Origin of the sequence: Paraburkholderia sediminicola, assembly GCF_046030555.1 — a bacterium.
GTDB lineage: Bacteria > Pseudomonadota > Gammaproteobacteria > Burkholderiales > Burkholderiaceae > Paraburkholderia > Paraburkholderia sediminicola_E.
In genome coordinates this window covers 162,645-178,226 of sequence record NZ_JAQQCH010000006.1, presented here as the reverse complement: position 1 = coordinate 178,226, position 15,582 = coordinate 162,645, and the positions used below count along the sequence as shown (strand labels likewise).

General features: G+C 63.2%; 14 protein-coding genes. 6 read left to right on the top strand and 8 right to left on the bottom strand.

The genetic code is table 11. From position 1 onward, the window contains the following. Positions 1–91: 91 nt before the first annotated feature. On the top strand, positions 92–820 hold the full coding sequence (locus PQQ52_RS11675; protein ID WP_408210714.1) for a class I SAM-dependent methyltransferase: 729 nt from the start codon (positions 92–94) through the stop codon (positions 818–820). 23 nt (positions 821–843) lie between these two features. Here PQQ52_RS11675 and PQQ52_RS11670 read toward each other — a convergent pair whose 3' ends face one another. Continuing rightward, positions 844–1,362 carry an SLATT domain-containing protein gene (locus tag PQQ52_RS11670; RefSeq protein WP_408210711.1) on the bottom strand — a complete coding sequence of 173 codons (519 nt, stop codon included), beginning with the start codon at positions 1,360–1,362 and terminating at the stop codon, positions 844–846. Positions 1,363–1,464: 102 nt separating this feature from the next. Then, the gene (locus tag PQQ52_RS11665) at positions 1,465–2,523 is read right to left on the bottom strand and encodes an LLM class flavin-dependent oxidoreductase (protein ID WP_408210709.1); all 1,059 of its coding nucleotides are present in this window, start codon (positions 2,521–2,523) and stop codon (positions 1,465–1,467) included. Positions 2,524–2,701: 178 nt separating this feature from the next. On the opposite strand from PQQ52_RS11665, the gene PQQ52_RS11660 reads away from it, so the two are divergent. Then, positions 2,702–3,676 carry an aliphatic sulfonate ABC transporter substrate-binding protein gene (locus PQQ52_RS11660; protein ID WP_408210706.1) on the top strand — a complete coding sequence of 325 codons (975 nt, stop codon included), beginning with the start codon at positions 2,702–2,704 and terminating at the stop codon, positions 3,674–3,676. A gap of 1 nt (position 3,677) precedes the next feature. Here PQQ52_RS11660 and PQQ52_RS11655 read toward each other — a convergent pair whose 3' ends face one another. Continuing rightward, on the bottom strand, positions 3,678–4,958 hold the full coding sequence (locus PQQ52_RS11655) for an acyl-CoA dehydrogenase family protein (RefSeq protein ID WP_408210703.1): 1,281 nt from the start codon (positions 4,956–4,958) through the stop codon (positions 3,678–3,680). A gap of 294 nt (positions 4,959–5,252) precedes the next feature. Here PQQ52_RS11655 and PQQ52_RS11650 point away from each other — a divergent pair, with 294 nt between their 5' ends. Continuing rightward, positions 5,253–5,852 (top strand): allophanate hydrolase-related protein, encoded by a 600-nt coding sequence (locus PQQ52_RS11650; RefSeq protein WP_408210701.1) that lies wholly within the window; start codon positions 5,253–5,255, stop codon positions 5,850–5,852. Between the two features lie 59 nt (positions 5,853–5,911). Here PQQ52_RS11650 and PQQ52_RS11645 read toward each other — a convergent pair whose 3' ends face one another. From PQQ52_RS11645 to PQQ52_RS11630, 4 genes are all read right to left on the bottom strand, one after another. Then, a complete protein-coding gene (locus tag PQQ52_RS11645) occupies positions 5,912–6,955 on the bottom strand; it encodes a rod shape-determining protein (protein WP_028194510.1) in 1,044 nt (347 codons plus the stop codon). 122 nt (positions 6,956–7,077) lie between these two features. After that, on the bottom strand, positions 7,078–7,476 hold the full coding sequence (locus tag PQQ52_RS11640) for a hypothetical protein (protein ID WP_408210699.1): 399 nt from the start codon (positions 7,474–7,476) through the stop codon (positions 7,078–7,080). A 112-nt stretch (positions 7,477–7,588) separates the two neighbouring features. Then, a complete protein-coding gene (locus PQQ52_RS11635; RefSeq protein ID WP_408210696.1) occupies positions 7,589–9,085 on the bottom strand; it encodes a M81 family metallopeptidase in 1,497 nt (498 codons plus the stop codon). Positions 9,086–9,252: 167 nt separating this feature from the next. Further along, positions 9,253–10,560 carry an MFS transporter gene (locus PQQ52_RS11630; RefSeq protein ID WP_408210694.1) on the bottom strand — a complete coding sequence of 436 codons (1,308 nt, stop codon included), beginning with the start codon at positions 10,558–10,560 and terminating at the stop codon, positions 9,253–9,255. A gap of 208 nt (positions 10,561–10,768) precedes the next feature. Here PQQ52_RS11630 and PQQ52_RS11625 point away from each other — a divergent pair, with 208 nt between their 5' ends. From PQQ52_RS11625 to PQQ52_RS11615, 3 genes are all read left to right on the top strand, one after another. Then, the gene (locus PQQ52_RS11625; RefSeq protein ID WP_408210692.1) at positions 10,769–11,692 is read left to right on the top strand and encodes a LysR family transcriptional regulator; all 924 of its coding nucleotides are present in this window, start codon (positions 10,769–10,771) and stop codon (positions 11,690–11,692) included. Between the two features lie 123 nt (positions 11,693–11,815). Continuing rightward, the gene (locus PQQ52_RS11620; RefSeq protein ID WP_408210690.1) at positions 11,816–12,493 is read left to right on the top strand and encodes a heavy metal response regulator transcription factor; all 678 of its coding nucleotides are present in this window, start codon (positions 11,816–11,818) and stop codon (positions 12,491–12,493) included. Beyond that, the gene (locus PQQ52_RS11615) at positions 12,493–14,058 is read left to right on the top strand and encodes a heavy metal sensor histidine kinase (RefSeq protein WP_408210688.1); all 1,566 of its coding nucleotides are present in this window, start codon (positions 12,493–12,495) and stop codon (positions 14,056–14,058) included. Before PQQ52_RS11620 ends, PQQ52_RS11615 begins: the two co-directional genes overlap by 1 nt. On the opposite strand, the gene PQQ52_RS11610 is transcribed toward PQQ52_RS11615, so the two are convergent. Further along, the gene (locus tag PQQ52_RS11610; RefSeq protein WP_408210685.1) at positions 14,039–15,571 is read right to left on the bottom strand and encodes an efflux transporter outer membrane subunit; all 1,533 of its coding nucleotides are present in this window, start codon (positions 15,569–15,571) and stop codon (positions 14,039–14,041) included. The genes PQQ52_RS11615 and PQQ52_RS11610 overlap by 20 nt on opposite strands. Positions 15,572–15,582: the final 11 nt, after the last annotated feature.

The following is a 15,582-nucleotide window of genomic DNA, read 5'->3' as shown; positions in this document are numbered from 1 at the left end:
CGTAGCATGGAGTAAGCGGCGCGCCGTAGTGATTCCTCGCTTATACATCAGGCGGCCGCATTGCCTCAATTACAGTTAATGCTATTTACAAATGACACAGAACATTTACGACGACCCCGCATTCTTCGAGAACTACAGCCAGTTGGGCCGCTCGAAACACGGCCTCGCGGGCGCCCCCGAATGGCCTGCGCTGCGCGCCATGCTGCCGGAGATGCGCGGCGTGAACGTGGTGGATCTTGGCTGCGGCTATGGCTGGTTCTGCCGATGGGCGCGCGAAGCGGGCGCAGCCACGGTGCTCGGCCTCGACGTCTCGGAGAAGATGCTGGAACGGGCACGATCGTCGTCGAACGATCCGGCCATCCGTTATGCCAGAGCCGATCTCGAACATCTCGACTTGCCGCAGGCAGGCTTCGACCTCGTGTATAGCTCGCTCACGTTTCACTACATCGAAAATCTGCGCGGCTTGCTCGACACTGTGTACCGCGCGCTGGCGCCGGGCGGGCGCCTCGTGTTCTCGATCGAGCACCCGATTTTCATGGCGCCGCAGCAGCCCGGCTGGTCGGTCGATGCGGATGGCCGCAAGCACTGGCCGCTCGACAGCTACCAGCTGGAAGGGCCGCGCGTCACGAACTGGCTTGCCGACGGCGTCATCAAGCAGCACCGCACCCTCGGCACCTTGCTCAACCACCTGATCGGCGCGGGCTTCACCATGACCCATGTCGACGAGTGGGGGCCGACCGATACCGATCTTGCCGCACGTCCTGAACTGGCAGAAGAACGCGAGCGGCCGATGATGTTGCTGGTGTCCGCTACACGGTAGTTTTCAGTCGACTGGGACACCGCTCAGGCATCGCGGCTTCGCCGCGATTCGTTGGACAGGGTTCGCTGGGTGCGATAAAAGACGCGCGGCGGCACATTCGGCGAATCTTCAGCGAGCCGGTCGAGTTCGTCGCGGATCGCAGTGAGATAGTGGCCGTCGCGGGCATCGGCGTCACCGGCGAAGATCGCTTCCAGCCTGCGCCGCACCGCGCCATAGCGCGCACCTGCCGCACGATGCTTTTCCGCTCGCTCAGCGTATCGGAGGAAAGTTTGCAGCGCGGCGGAGACCGCAGCCGCAACGCTCACGAGGCCCAGGACGATCCTGAGCGCCGGTGAGACGGTGGCCGAACTCAACGACGCGAACACGGCCGTGCCCACAAAGGCACTCAGGACGGTGACCAGCCAGCCGACGCCGCGGTCTCGCGCCGACAGGAGGTCGGCCATGTCGTAGTGGCTCATCTGGGATTCACGCGCGCGCCGGATCCACTTCAGCAGAAGCTGGTCTTCGTCGACAGGGGGTTCGTACGCAGTCAGGTTCTTCATGTCGCTCGTCAGGGCTATTCAGTTTCGCAAGCGTAGCGCATGCGCTTGACGATACTGTGCCACATGAGGACCCGGAACTGAACGCTGCGGAACGTGCCCGGATCAATCGAGCAGGTGGCGTACGCGTGGAATCACTTCTTCGGCAAAAATGCGCATGTCGGTCTCGAACGGCTGGAATTGCAGCATGAACAATTCGATCCCGGCACGATGAAAGCCGGCGATTCGCTTGGCGATCGCGTCATAGCTGCCGACCAGTCCAGCTGCCGTGCCACCGTTCGAGCCCACTCGCGGCGTTCGCGCGAAGGTCTGGAACATGACCGCTTTCGGGTCGATGTTCGACTTCTGTTGCTCACGTAACGGGGCATCTTTCGAGGCCAGCGCGAAGAGATGGTCAAGGTGCCGATCTGCGGCCTCATCGGTTTCCCGGGCGATGACGAATGCCGACAAGCCGAAACGCAACGGCTCGTGCGCCGCGGGGCGCCTGCGGGCCGAGACATCCGCGATCAATGACTTGACGTCATCCAGCGGCTGGCCGTTGATGAACCACACGTCGCCCTTGTCGGCGACCAGTTCCCGCGCCGGTTCCGATTCGCCACCGACGTAGATACGCGGACGATTGCGAAACGGATCCGCAGGCCGCAATAAATAGTCATCCACATTAAAATGCGCGCCGCGAAAACGCGTGCGCTCGCCGCGCAGCAGAGAATCGACCACGGTAATCCACTCGCGTCCATAGGCATAACGCGCGTCGTGTTCCGCGAAGCCGATGCCGGCGCGCTCCAGCTCAGGACGATTCCATGCGTTGACGAGATTGATCGCGAAACGGCCGCCGCTGATGTGTTCGATCTGTTGCGCCATCTTTGCCAACACCACCGGGTGATACAGATACGGCTTGATGGCGGCGATGATCTCGATGCGCTCGGTCAGCGCCGCGAGCGCAGCCGACGCGGTCCACGCTTCGAGCTGATCGAAGTCGGGATTGTGCGGATTGATCGTATGTTGCGCGACCAGCACGGAGTCGTAACCGAGCCGTTCGGCTTCCAGAACGAGGGCTTTGTTTCGCGCCCACGACGCGTCGTACGGTTCATCGGGGTCCTGCAACGCGGCACGGCTGCCGTGAACCAGCGCCCAGATGCCGAAGCGGGGAGGGAGGGTTGACATAGTGCAGAAATCTCCGCGGGAAGCGTGTTCTTCAACTCGCATCAAACCTCGAATGATGAGCGATAGCGCCGCCGCGCGTTCCAATTTCTGCCCATATCGATCGATGAAATCGGTCTTTGGCCGCGCGCCGTTCTTTTATATATTCAGCGATTGCGCCTAACGTCATGGATTTCAATCGATGCACCTCGCTTTCTCCGGCTCCCGAAACCTGCGGCACCTCTGCGTGTGTCTGATGTTGATCGGCGGTGTGCTGTCGTTCGGCGCGGCACGCGCTAACGAAACGGTATCGATCAGCTACCAGCGTTCGTCGACACTGTTCATTCTGCTGAAGCGAACCGGTGCCCTGGAGAAGAAGCTCAACGCGCTCGGCTACGACGTGAGCTGGCATGAGTTTTCGACCGGACTGTTGCAGTCGCTGAATGCGGGTAGTGTCGATTTGCATGCGGATGTGGCGGATGCCTTCGCGCTCTTTACGCAGGCCGCCAATGCACCGTTGACGTACTACGCCGAAGAAACCTCCGCGCCCAGCGCTCAGGCGATCATCGTGCCGCCGGATTCGCCGATTCACTCGGTGGCGGACCTGAAGGGCAAACGCGTGGCGGTATCCAAAGGCTCGGGCTGCAACTTCCTGTTGTTGAGCGCTTTGGCCAAAGCGGGGCTGACGATCAACGATATCCAGATGCGCTATCTGGAGGCGCCCGACGCGCTCGCCGCCTTTCGCGGCGGCAACATCGACGCCTGGGCCATCTGGGATCCGTTCCTCGCCGCCCAGCAACGTGAGGCGCATGTTCGCGTGATCGCGGACGGCAGTGGCGGTGTCGCTCAATACAACCGCTTTTATACGGCCACCACCGCCTTCGCCGACAAGCATCCCGACGTGCTGCGCGTCGTGTTCGACGAATTGAACACAACAGGCAAGTGGGTCAAAGCCCATCCGCAGGAAGCGGCGCAGATTCTCGGCCCGATGTGGGGCAATATTCCCGGACCGACTGTCGAGTTGGCGAATAGCCGTCGCAGCTACGACATCGTGCCGGTGAAACGCGACCAGTTGGCCGAACAGCAGCGCATCGCCAACACTTATCGCGCGGCCGGGCTTATTCCCGCCACCTTGAAAGCGACGGACATCCGTATCTGGACGCCACCGGCGAAGTGATTCAGGGACGCCGTTGATTCTGTCGTCGGTCCGGTTCCTGATTCCGCGCCACACCGAACCTTTCGTTATGCGCGTTTCCGTTCAGATAGAAGTCACCGATAGCGGCTTCGCGGATGATCGCCGGATTGTGCGACGCCAGTACCCGCGCATTGCGCCAGTAGCGGTCGAAGCGGCGCGACTCGCTGGTTGCCGATGCGCCGCCCACTTCGAATAGCAGCGTGGCCGCTTGCAGCGTTTGCTCGATGACGATCTGTTGCGCCTGGAAAGTCTGGATATCCAGATGGATATAGGTCTGTTCGCCGGTCCGGCCTTCCTGTCGTGCTACTGACACTTCATCGATCGCGCGGGCCAGCGAAGCGCTGATGCTTTGCGTCGAGTAAGCGAGGCTCGCCAGACGGCCGACTACGCGATGCACCAACGGATTGTCGCGCGGACTGGATTCTCCTGGGACACCGAAGGTTCGGGTTTTGGCTTGCGTGAACGCCACCGCATCGCGCAGCGCCGCACGGCTGATACCCGCCAGATTCGCGACATGCAGCGCCTGATAGTACGCAGTAAGCAGACTGTTCCGGCGTGCTTCGGCGGCGTTATAGCGGCGGTACAGATTGTCGAGCGAGACCGGCACGTGCTCGAAACGCGCTGTGCCGCTGCCGGTAAGACGCTGCCCGAAGCCGTCCCAGTCGTCGATCCGGGCGAGTCCTGGCGTATCGCTCCTGACGAGCACGCGCACGTCGCTTTGCCCGTCGTGTGCGGTGACGTCGACCCAGTCGGCGTAGAGCGTGCCGGTGGTGTAGTACTTCTCGCCGTCGAGATGCCACGCACCGTCGGTTTGCGTGAGGCGCACGCTGTTTTGGGTGACGCCGGTACGTTCGGACACCGCGCCGCCGACGATCTGGCCATGGGCAACACGCGTGAGCCATCGGTCGCGCAGTGGTTCATCGCCATTTTCCAGCAGCGATTCGATAAAGCCACCGTGCACACGCAGGATTTGCGGAAGGTTCGAGTCTGCCTCGCCAAGACGGGTGACCAGGGCGAAGAACTCCGTGAGCGAAATGCCGTCGCCGCCGTAGCGCTTCGGCACGCGCAATCTCGTGTAGCCGGCTTCGCGTAGCCATTCCACAGGCTCATAGGCCAACGCCCGATTCTGTTCCCGTTCTACTGCACCTTCGGCGATGCGGGCGAATACGGGTGCGAAACGACGGGTTAGTTCGTCGTCGCCGAAAAGCTGGGCGGCGTCTGCGGTGGTGTGATTCGGGTTCGGCTGCGATTCGAATGCTGACATGAGTTCTCCAAAGCGAGGCGGGCGCCGGGAGGCGCGCCAGGCGCAGTCTGAGAACGGTACGGGAGCGGGCAGGGTGCTAGCAACGAAGTATTTGGTCGATTCTTAGAACCGTTAATGAAATGGTTTTTGCCTGCGTGCTATCTGGCGCCGTCATGCGCGGCTCGCTCCACTTCAGTGAAGTACGCACGGGTTGACGTTTTGTTTTGGTCGGGCATCATCGCAATTGCAGTTTCATTTGCGCTGTTGTGCACACACTGATCCCGGCACACTGCGTGAGTTTCGAATCCCTATCATTTGTTCGTATTCAAGATCGAACTCAAGGAACAACACGTGCCTGGTAACCTGAATCAATTCGCCACTGATTCCGTCGCCCCAGGTGACGCGGACCGGCGTGTCGCCGAATCGGCCGTGCGGAGCCCGTCGCCGCTCGCTACAAGCGAGGCGGCGCCGGCAAGCATCGAAGCATTGCCCGTTGATGAACCCACCGTCGCGCTCGCGGTGGTCGGCGCGCATCTGCGCGGGCAACCGCTGAACTGGCAATTGCAGGAGGCCGGCGCGCGTTTTATCGAAGCCACGCATACGGCGCCCTGTTATCGGCTTTACGCGCTAGCGGGCACGCAGCCGCCGAAGCCCGGACTCGTCCGCACGACCAGCAAGCCCGGTGCGCCAATCGCTGTCGAAGTCTGGGAAGTCCCGCTGCGCACCTTCGGCAAGTTCGTGATGGACGTGCCTGCGCCGCTTGGCATCGGCACGCTGCAACTTGCCAACGGCCGCGCCGTGAAAGGCTTCATTTGCGAACCTGCCGCGGTCAGCGACGACAGTGGCGCGACGGAGATTACCTCGTTTGGCGGCTGGGTCGCCTATCTCGGCAGCCTGAAGGCAGACGCGCGCTAATCCTCGATCTGAGCGATCGGCGCTTGCGAAGCGGCCCTCGCAAGCGTTACCCATAAGCGTTATTCGTAAGAGAAAGCCCCGCCGAACTTATCCATCCGCTCCAGCGCCATCCCCGAGCCGCGCACCACACAGGTCAGCGGCGCCTCGGCGACGAACACCGGCAAGCCGGTTTCTTCGGCAAGCAGCCGGTCCAGATCGCGCAGCAATGCGCCGCCACCCGCCAGCATGATGCCGCGCTCGGCAATGTCCGCGCCGAGTTCCGGCGGCGTCTGTTCGAGCGCGATCTTTACCGCGGAGACGATCTGATTCAGCGGATCGGTGAGCGCTTCGAGAATCTCGTTGCTGGACACCGTGAAGCTGCGCGGAATACCTTCTGACATGTTGCGGCCTTTGACTTCCATCTCCTTGACTTCGGAGCCTGGAAACGCGGAACCGATTTCCTTCTTGATCGCCTCGGCGGTCTGTTCGCCGATCAGCATGCCGTAGTTGCGGCGGATATAGTTGACGATCGCGTCGTCGAACTTGTCGCCGCCCACGCGCACCGAGCCTTTATAAACGACGCCGCCAAGCGAGATCACGCCCACTTCGGTAGTGCCGCCGCCGATATCGACCACCATCGAGCCGGTCGCCTCGGATACGGGCAACCCGGCACCGGTGGCCGCCGCCATCGGCTCTTCGATCAGATAGACCTGCGAGGCGCCCGCGCTATGCGCAGCTTCCTTGATCGCGCGCCGTTCGACCTGAGTCGACCCGCACGGCACGCAGATGATGATGCGCGGCGACGGCGCGAACATCCGCGACTCGTGCGCCATCTGGATGAAGCGCTTGATCATCTGCTGGGTGATGTTGAAGTCGGCGATCACGCCGTCCTTCATCGGGCGGATCGCCTCGATATTGCCCGGCACCTTGCCGAGCATCTGTTTTGCTTCCTTGCCGACGGCCAGAATGATCTTCTTGCCGTTAGGGCCGCCTTCCTGGCGAATCGAGACCACTGAGGGTTCATCCAGCACGATACCCTTGCCACGCATATAGATGAGGGTGTTCGACGTGCCGAGGTCGATTGCCAGGTCGTTGGAAAAATAGCCGCGCAGAAAACCGAACATGCAAATTCCTGTCTCGCTGATGCCGGGCGCGTGAGCGCGCCGCTTGGGAATGCCGCCCGGAGGCGGCAGGCGACCAGTTGACGGTCGGGAGAGAGGGAAGAATAACAGCTTCGGACGAACGGCTACTTAGGTGGGCGTACCCGAAGCAGGTTGTCGGCTTGCCATTTGATACGATCGCAGTTGCCTTTGACCCGCACCGCGAATTCCGCCGGGGAACTGAGTTGCAGCGAACGCATCTGGATCGCATCGCTATCCCCGCGCTGCCAGCCTGCCTGCCAGCGTGTGTCGAACTGGCTGGCTTCGGCGAGAACCTTTCTGAGCTTTTCCTTGTACGCTGCCACGTCCTGCGCGGTTCCACCACAGAACTCCTGGTCAAAGCGGGCACGCTGGCCTGCAGCTTCCGCGCTGGCGTTGGCGCCGTCCTCACTGGCGGACGCGAGCCGCGGCTGGGCCAGCAGCACCCATACCAGCAAAGGCGCCAGCCCTAGCAGGGCGCGATAGCAAGACCGGCTGTTATACACGATTGCCTCCTTGTGGGCGTGCACCTGCGCCGCAACGAGTCGTGTGAGTTGAGCGGCAGCGCGTGCTGCCGCCCATATTACCGTGTCCGGCCGGAGCGCCCCGCCTGTGCACCTAGCCGGCAAACGGCGCGCCCATCGGTCGCGTGCGGATGCCGGGCGTGAGCCGCGTCCATGGCAAGTCGCCCGGGTCAGCGGTCATCGGACCGGGGGCCTTGGCGACCAGCACGGCGTGCGCAATCGGCTCGAAGTCAGCGCGAAAATGCACGGAGCTCTTGTTCACGAGTATTTTCATCTGCTCCGGCTCGATGCCCGCGACCCGATACAGATTGCGGTCGAGCATCTGTGCCTTGCTCGAACTCACGGCAATCCGCACGCCGCCGATTTTCAGGCAGGCGACGGGTCCGAGATTCACCTGCATGCCGTGCATCATCGGGCCGTCGTAGCGGCAACGGCCATCGGACAGGGCCACGACCTCGAAGCGGCCCGCGAACGGCGCGTCGCCAGGCACGTTCGAGCGGCCGCCAAGCGCCAACTCGAGCGTGGCGCCGACACCCGCCGCGTGCGCTTGCGCGGCCGCTTCCGGATCCCAGATCAGGCCGAGGGCGGCGTCTTGTGCGCCTGCGGCCAGCAACGCGCGCAGCATGCCGGTCGTGTTCGAATCGGCACCCGCGCCTGGATTGTCCTGGGTGTCCGCAATTACAACGGGTTTCTGCGCCGTGGCGGAGAGGCACATCGCTTCGGCGACGGCCGCCTCGGGGGACATAAACGGCACGGCCCATAATGATTCGTCGCGAAGCATGGTGTCGTAGAGCGCATCGACGGCCGTGCGCGCCGCCGCCGCGTTGTCGCCGTAGCCCCAGATAACCGGGCCGCACTCGGGGAAATCAGCAGCCGGAAAGCCTGGCGCGAACGACAGCGAGACGACCTGATCTTTTTCCAGCGCGCCGAGTGCCTCGTACATCGAGCGTGCCGGTTCGAGCAGGGTGCACATGCCGTTGATCGGAATCAGGAACGGCAAGCGGCGCGCGGCGCGCACGAGCGGTTTGCGCTCACCCAGCAGACGCGCGAGCAGGCGCTCCGCCCGGGCCCCCGTCGCCGCCATGTCGACGTGCGGATAGGTACGGTAAGCGACTAGCGCATCCGCGCTTGCGAGCATGCGCTCGGTCACGTTTGCGTGAAGGTCGAGCGAGGCGACAATCGGCACGGACGCACCGACTTTCGCCCGCAGGCGCGCGAGCAGTTCACCTTCACCGTCGTCCACATGCTGCGCGACCATCGCGCCGTGCAAGTCGAGATAGATGGCATCGAAACCGCCGACGCCCGCGGCCGCGACGATTTCGCCGGCAATCCGCTCGTAGGCGTCTTCGGTGACTTGCGCGGATGGACTGGCGGCGGTCCAGATCACCGGTGTCAGCATATGTCCGTGCTGCTCGCTCGCGCGGATAAAGCCGCCGATCGGCAGATTGACGTCGCGCAGCGCGAGCACGGCGTCGCCGCGCGTCATGGCCGGATGGCCCTCGCCACGCACGAAGCTGTCATAGGTCGCGGGCGACGGCGCAAAGGTATTGGTCTCGTGCTGGAAGCCAGCAATCAGGATATTGAATGCCAAGTTAATGCTCTCCGTTGAAGAAGCCGGCACGCAGGGTCGTGCCGGCATATCCATTGAGTCTGGTCACTCAGTTCGGTCACGCGGTTTGGCCACTGAGTTTGGCCACGCAGTTTGCGTCACGCGGGTTGGTCACTGAGTCAGCTCATTGAGTCACTAGAGTCGGCGTGTCAGGCCCGGCGAACCTGCACGATGGCTGGCGAAGGCAGGCGGTTCGCGAGCAGCAGAATCGCGCCGAGCGCCAGCAACCCGACCATCACATACAGGCCTGCCTGCAGGCTGCCCGTCGCCATCTTGGCCCAACCGATGATCGTCGGACTCAGAAAGCCGCCTAACAGGCCGATGGTGTTGATCAGCGCGATGCCGCCGGCGGCCGCATCGCCCTTCAGATAAGCGGACGGAATGGCCCAGAAGACGGTGTAGGAGACCCACATCATTGCCGTGGCGACGGTCATGAAAAGCAGCGACAACGCCAGATGTCCGCTCGCCAGCGTCGCGACGGCCAGCGCCACGGCGCCGATGAGCGCCGGCACCGCGCTGTGCCAACGCCGTTCACCGTGGCGATCCGAACTGCGTCCGCCGAGATACATGCCGATCACCGCGGCAACGTAGGGAATCGTCGAATAGAGCCCGATCTGCATCGTGTCGGTCACGCCGTCCGCCTTGAGAATGGTCGGCAGCCAGAAGTTGACCGTATAGATGCCGCAGATCACGCAAAAATACGCGATCGCCATCAGGTACACGCGTGGATCGCGCGCAATCTGCCCGAACGAGTGATGCGCCACAGGCGGCGCGCCCAGGCCGCTGTCGAGCACCCGTTTGTCGTCGGCCGAGAGCCACTTCGCGTCGGCGGGGCGATCGACCAGGAAGAACCACGCGATCACACCGAGCACGATGCACGGCAGGCCTTCGACCAGAAACATCCATTGCCAGCCGGCGAGTCCATAGGCACCCGCGAAGGCCGTCATGACCCACGTCGACAGCGGGCCGCCGACCACGCCGCTGAGCGGCCCGGCGATCATCACGGTCGCGATCGCGCGCGCCATGCGGGCTTCGCCGTACCAGTAGGTCAGGTAAAAGATCATGCCCGGCGCGAAGCCGGCTTCAAAGACGCCAAGCAGAAAGCGCAGGCCGTAAAACATCGGCACGTTGTGGACGAACAGCATCGACGCGGACGTGAGGCCCCACAACACCAGAATGCGGCTGATCGTTTTGCGCGCGCCCACTTTCGGCAGCAGCAGATTGCTCGGCACTTCGAACAGCACATAGCCGAGAAAAAAGATGCCCGCGCCGACACCGTAGACCGCATCGGAAAAGCCCAGATCGCTTTGCATCTGCAGTTTCGCGAAGCCGATGTTGAGTCGGTCGAGGCTCGCAAACAGATAGCAGATGAGCAGGAACGGCAACAAACGCCAGTTGAGCCGGCTGTAAAGCGCCGTGGCCTCGTCGGCACTCGGATTCGATGGAATAGCGGACACGGACAGCCTCCAGGGGAGCGGTTGCGAGCGGCGGGTAGGGAACGACTATGTGATGACTGGCTTGCGATTTCTCTTGATTGGGTACCGGGCCGATAGTCGGTAACCAATAACTGGATAGCAAGAGCAACTAAAGTGAAGTAGTGTTGCTCATTGGGCAACGCTCGATGACATAAGGAATGGGCGACGCCCCAGGCAAAGGAGCCAGACGATGCGGGAAATCAATCAGCGCCGCTTGCGCTATTTCCACGAAGTGCTCACTCACGGGTCGATTCGCAGCGCTGCGGACCGGCTGAACACCGCGGCTTCGGTGATCACGCGGCAAATCAGGCTGCTGGAAGACGAGATCGGCGCGCCGCTGTTCGAGCGCCACGCGCGTGGCGTCGCGCCCACCGAAGCGGCGCAGCATCTGATCGAATTCTGGCGCGGCTGCCAGGCACAGCAGGAGCAGTTCGAACAGCGCTTACAGGCGCTCCATGGGCTGCAGCAGGGGCATGTCAGGCTGGCGATCAGTGAAGGCTATATCGACGGCTTGATGGACGAAGTGCTGACGGACTTCTGCGCCCGCTATCCGAAACTCGACATCACGGTGGAAATGCTGCCGGTCAACGACATCGTGAGCGAAGTCGTTGAAAGCCGTGCCCATATCGGGCTGGCGTACAACCCGCCAAGCGATCCGCACATCGAGTACCGGGCCACCTCACTCCAGCCCGTGGTGCTGCTCGTGCACGCCGGGCACCCGCTGGCGGTGCGCGGTGGGCCGGTCAGCGTCGATGAGATGCTTCAGTGTCCGCTCGCGCTGATGCCACCGGCATTCGGTCTCGGGCAAGCCGTGCAGATGCTCGCCTTCGCCGATAACGTGCAGATCCGGCCGACGCTCACCACCAACTCGCTGACGGTGTTGAAACGCTTCGTCAAGAAGGGCGAGGGTGCGACGCTAATGGGAAGCTTCGCCGCGATGCACGAAATCGCGGCGGGCGAACTGGTTGCATTGCCGATCGAGCATCCGCTATTTGCTTCGGCGAAGGCCCGGATCCTGGTTCGGGCGGGCCGGCCGTTGGCCACCGCCGCGGATGAATTGCTGCGCTGGATGCTGGAAAGGATGTCGATGTTCAACGGCCCGGCGGCCGCTTGAACATGGCCGTTCGACAAGCAGATCGGGCCGGCCACCGCCCGCCGCCGACATTACCGGATCGTAATCATCTCGCGCGCCGCTTGCCGGTATGATTTGACGATCAAGCACAGCGGAGCACTCCCCATGCGAATCCTGGTGATCGAGGACGAGCTCAAAACAGCGGCTTATCTGAAGAAAGGCCTGGAAGAATCCGGCTACGCGGTCGATGTCGCGAACGACGGCCCGCAAGGGTTGATCCTCGCGCAGGAAGAAGAATATGACGTGATCGTGCTCGACGTGATGCTGCCCGGCATGGATGGCTGGACCATCGTCAAGACCTTGCGCAGCACGCGTACCACGCCGGTGCTGTTCCTCACGGCTCGCGACGACGTCGACGATCGCGTTCGCGGTCTCGAACTCGGCGCGGACGATTACCTGGTCAAGCCCTTCGCCTTCGTCGAATTGCTGGCCCGGGTGCGCACGCTGGCGCGCCGTGGGCCGCCGCGCGAAAGCGAACTGATCAAGGTCGGCGATCTGGAAATGGACGTCAATCGGCGGCGGGTGAAACGCGGCGGCACGCGTATCGATCTCACGCCACGTGAGTTTTCGCTGCTGCAGTTGCTGGCGCGCCGTCAGGGCGAAGTACTGAGCCGCACGCAGATTGCGTCCTATGTGTGGGACATGAATTTCGACAGCGACACCAATGTCGTCGAAGTCGCGATCCGCCGGCTGCGCACCAAGATCGACGATAACTTTCCCGTCAAGCTGATTCACACGGTGCGCGGCGTCGGCTATGTGCTCGAATTGAAGGGCGCCGCCTGATGCGCGGCCGCTCGCTCGCCGCGACGCTCGCGCTTGCCTTCGGCGTCACCACGCTCGCGGTGTTCATGCTTGTCGGGAGTTTTCTGTATCTTGCGCTCGAGAAGCAGATCAAGGCGCAAGACGATCTCGACATCGTGCTCGCGGCACGCCACGCACGGCGGCTCGCGCAGGAACTCGATAGCGCGAAAGGCATTCGCGAGCACGGCGAGCGTTTGGCCAGCACCGTGCTGGGCAATGAAGCGATGTCGATGGAAGTGTTCGGCCCCGATGGGCGCATGGCGATCGAGCATAACGCCGGGGAGACATTCCCGACGCCGGGCGGCGCGGCAGGCATTGCGGCGTCTACAGTCTCAAATGCGCCTGATGCTTCGGTCGCACTCAATGGGGCAGGCGACACGAGCGATCCCAGCGATGCCGGCGAAACCGCTGAAGCCGGCGGCGTCGAGACGATCGCCGCGTTGCCGCCGCTCACGCGCATTGCCGCTTCGGCGCGCATTACCGACGCGGATATCGGCGCATGGACCGGCCGCAACGGCGCACCGATTCGCGGCATTCTCGCGGATGCGCGGCTGCACGACGGCGACACGGCGACCGTGCTGATCGCGCGCAACATGAGCGACCGCTGGCGGCTGCTCGACCGCTATCGCGACAAGCTGAACGTCGCCGGCGCGGCCGGCGTGATTCTGGCGATGCTGCTGAGCTATCTGCTGATTCGCGCGGCCATGCGACCGTTGCGTGATATCGCGGCGAGTGCGGGGCTCGTCACGGTCAATCGTCTGAATACGCGGATCACGGTGGCGCGTGTGCCGAGCGAACTAGAAGCACTGGTGGCGTCGCTGAATGCCATGCTCGAACGCGTCGATCAGGGCTTTCAGCGCCTGTCGCGTTTCACCGCCGACCTCGCGCACGATATGCGCACGCCGCTTGGCAACATGCGCGGCGCCGCCGAAGTCGCGCTTGCCCGGCCACGCTCCGCCGACGAATACGAGGCGCTGCTCGCATCGAATCTGGAAGAGTGCGATCGCCTGTCGCGAATGATCGAAAACGTGTTGTTTCTTGCCCGCGCTGAACATCCGCAGTTCGTCAAACATATGCGCGAGTTCGATGCCGGGCAGGAACTGACGCGGATTGCCGAATACTTCGAGGGTATCGCCGACGATGCACACGTCAGGCTGCAGGTGACGGGTGCCGCGACTCTGACGGCGGATCTTGAGCTATTTCGCCGTGCTGTCAGCAATCTGCTTGCTAACGCGATCCGCTATACGCCGTACGGCGGTGAGATCGCGCTCGATGCCCACGCATCGGCTGGCGGGGTACGCGTCACCGTGTCGAACCAGGGGCAGCCGATTGCCGCCGAGCATCTCGAACGCATTTTCGACCGTTTCTATCGCATCGATCCGTCGCGCAGCGCCTTGCCTTCGTCCGGCTCGTCGCAGGGGTCCACCGGTTCGACGGGGCTCGGCCTTGCCATCGTCCGCACGATCATGGAGTTGCATGGCGGCACAGTGCACGCTGAGAGCGACGCGCAGAGTACGCGTTTCGTTCTTACGTTCCGGCGGGTTTAAGGGTTGATTCAGGGGTTGGCTGAGCGGCGTGGTCATCTTGACCATCCCACGTCCCACCCAGCGCCTTCAACAACAACACGCTCGACTCCAACTGCCGCGCGGCAATCTGATCTGCCGTGCGCTGGTTCGTCAGCGCGATCGTCTGCGCGGTCACCACGTCGAGATAGCTGACCGCGCCCGCGTTGAAGCGATTCGTCGTGAGCCGCAACGACAGATCCGCGGCTGTGGTCGCGCGCTGTTGGCTGGCGGCTTCGTCGGCGAGCGAATGCAAGGCGGACAGATTGTCCTCGACCTGCTGGAAGGCCACCAACACCGATTGCCGGTAATCCGCCACCGCGCCGTCGTACTGCGCCGTCGCGCCATGCAGACTGGCCGTGCGCTTGCCGCCGTCGAACAGCGTGCCGACCAGTTGCGGGCCGAGCGACCAGAACAGACTCGGCGCGCTGAGCCAAGGCGCGAAGAAGGTGCTTTCCAGTCCTGCGCTTGCCGACAACACCAGATCTGGGAAGAACGCCGCGTGCGCCACTCCGATCTGTGCATTCGCCGACGCCACGCGCCGTTCGGCCGCGGCGATGTCGGGGCGTCGTTCGAGCAGTTGCGACGGCAAGCCAACAGGAATCGCCGGCGGCGGCGCAGCCGAGCCGTTCGGCGGCAGCGTGAAGGTCGAGGCCGGCTCGCCGATCAGCGTGGCAATCGCATGCTGCATCTGCGCGCGCGTCACGTCGATGTCGGTATCTTGCGTGCGCGTCGCTTCGAGTTGGGTCGTGGCCTGCGCGACGGCGGAGGCATCGATCGCGCCGTCTTTCAGTTGTTGCTGCAGCAGCTTCAAGGCGGCGGCATAGGCGCTCACGCTGTCGTCTAGCAGCTTCTTTTGCGTGTCGAGCGAGCGCAGGGAGAAATAGTCGACAGCGAGATCGGCACTCATCGACAGACGCACAGTTTCGAGATCCGCCGCGCTCGCATCGGCATCGGCTCGCGCGCCGGTCACGGTGTCGCGCACCCGGCCGAACAGGTCCGGCTCCCAGCTCGCCGATACACCCGCCGAATAATCCGGCACGGTCTTGCCCGCGAGCGATTTGCCTTCGACGTTCTGTGAAGTCCGCGAGCGATCCTGGGCGACACCGGCGGTGATCGTCGGGAAAAAGCCGGCGCGCTGATAATCCACCATCGAACGCGCTTGCTGCACCTGTGCAACTGCCTTGCGCACGGTCTGATTCGAGACGTCGACGCGCGCTTCAAGCTGGTTCAGCACCGGATCGTTGAAGATCGTCCACCAGGGGCCGCGCGGTGCGGTGTCGGCAGGGGCGGCCTGCGCCCAGCCAGGCGCCGCGCCTGCGTACTGCGCGGGAATCTCTGCGGTGGGGCGCTGGTAAGGCGGCAATGTCGAGCAGGCGCTCAGGAGCGCGCCAATCAGCGTGACCGCAACGGACCGGCGCAAGAACGGACGATGCAAAAACGGACGACTCAGAAGCGAATAGCACAAAAGCCGCCGTGAAAAAGATATTGAAGACATTCGGCTCATCC

Excerpts from the sequence above, each read along its gene's own strand:
- PQQ52_RS11645 (WP_028194510.1), bottom strand. The coding sequence starts at position 6,955 with ATGTTCGGTTTTCTGCGCGGCTATTTTTCCAACGACCTGGCAATCGAC.
- PQQ52_RS11615 (WP_408210688.1), top strand. The coding sequence starts at position 12,493 with ATGCGCGGCCGCTCGCTCGCCGCGACGCTCGCGCTTGCCTTCGGCGTC.
- PQQ52_RS11670 (WP_408210711.1), bottom strand. The coding sequence starts at position 1,362 with ATGAAGAACCTGACTGCGTACGAACCCCCTGTCGACGAAGACCAGCTT.
- PQQ52_RS11665 (WP_408210709.1), bottom strand. The coding sequence starts at position 2,523 with ATGTCAACCCTCCCTCCCCGCTTCGGCATCTGGGCGCTGGTTCACGGC.
- PQQ52_RS11625 (WP_408210692.1), top strand. The coding sequence starts at position 10,769 with ATGCGGGAAATCAATCAGCGCCGCTTGCGCTATTTCCACGAAGTGCTC.
- PQQ52_RS11660 (WP_408210706.1), top strand. The coding sequence starts at position 2,702 with ATGCACCTCGCTTTCTCCGGCTCCCGAAACCTGCGGCACCTCTGCGTG.
- PQQ52_RS11610 (WP_408210685.1), bottom strand. The coding sequence starts at position 15,571 with ATGTCTTCAATATCTTTTTCACGGCGGCTTTTGTGCTATTCGCTTCTG.
- PQQ52_RS11655 (WP_408210703.1), bottom strand. The coding sequence starts at position 4,958 with ATGTCAGCATTCGAATCGCAGCCGAACCCGAATCACACCACCGCAGAC.
- PQQ52_RS11620 (WP_408210690.1), top strand. The coding sequence starts at position 11,816 with ATGCGAATCCTGGTGATCGAGGACGAGCTCAAAACAGCGGCTTATCTG.
- PQQ52_RS11675 (WP_408210714.1), top strand. The coding sequence starts at position 92 with ATGACACAGAACATTTACGACGACCCCGCATTCTTCGAGAACTACAGC.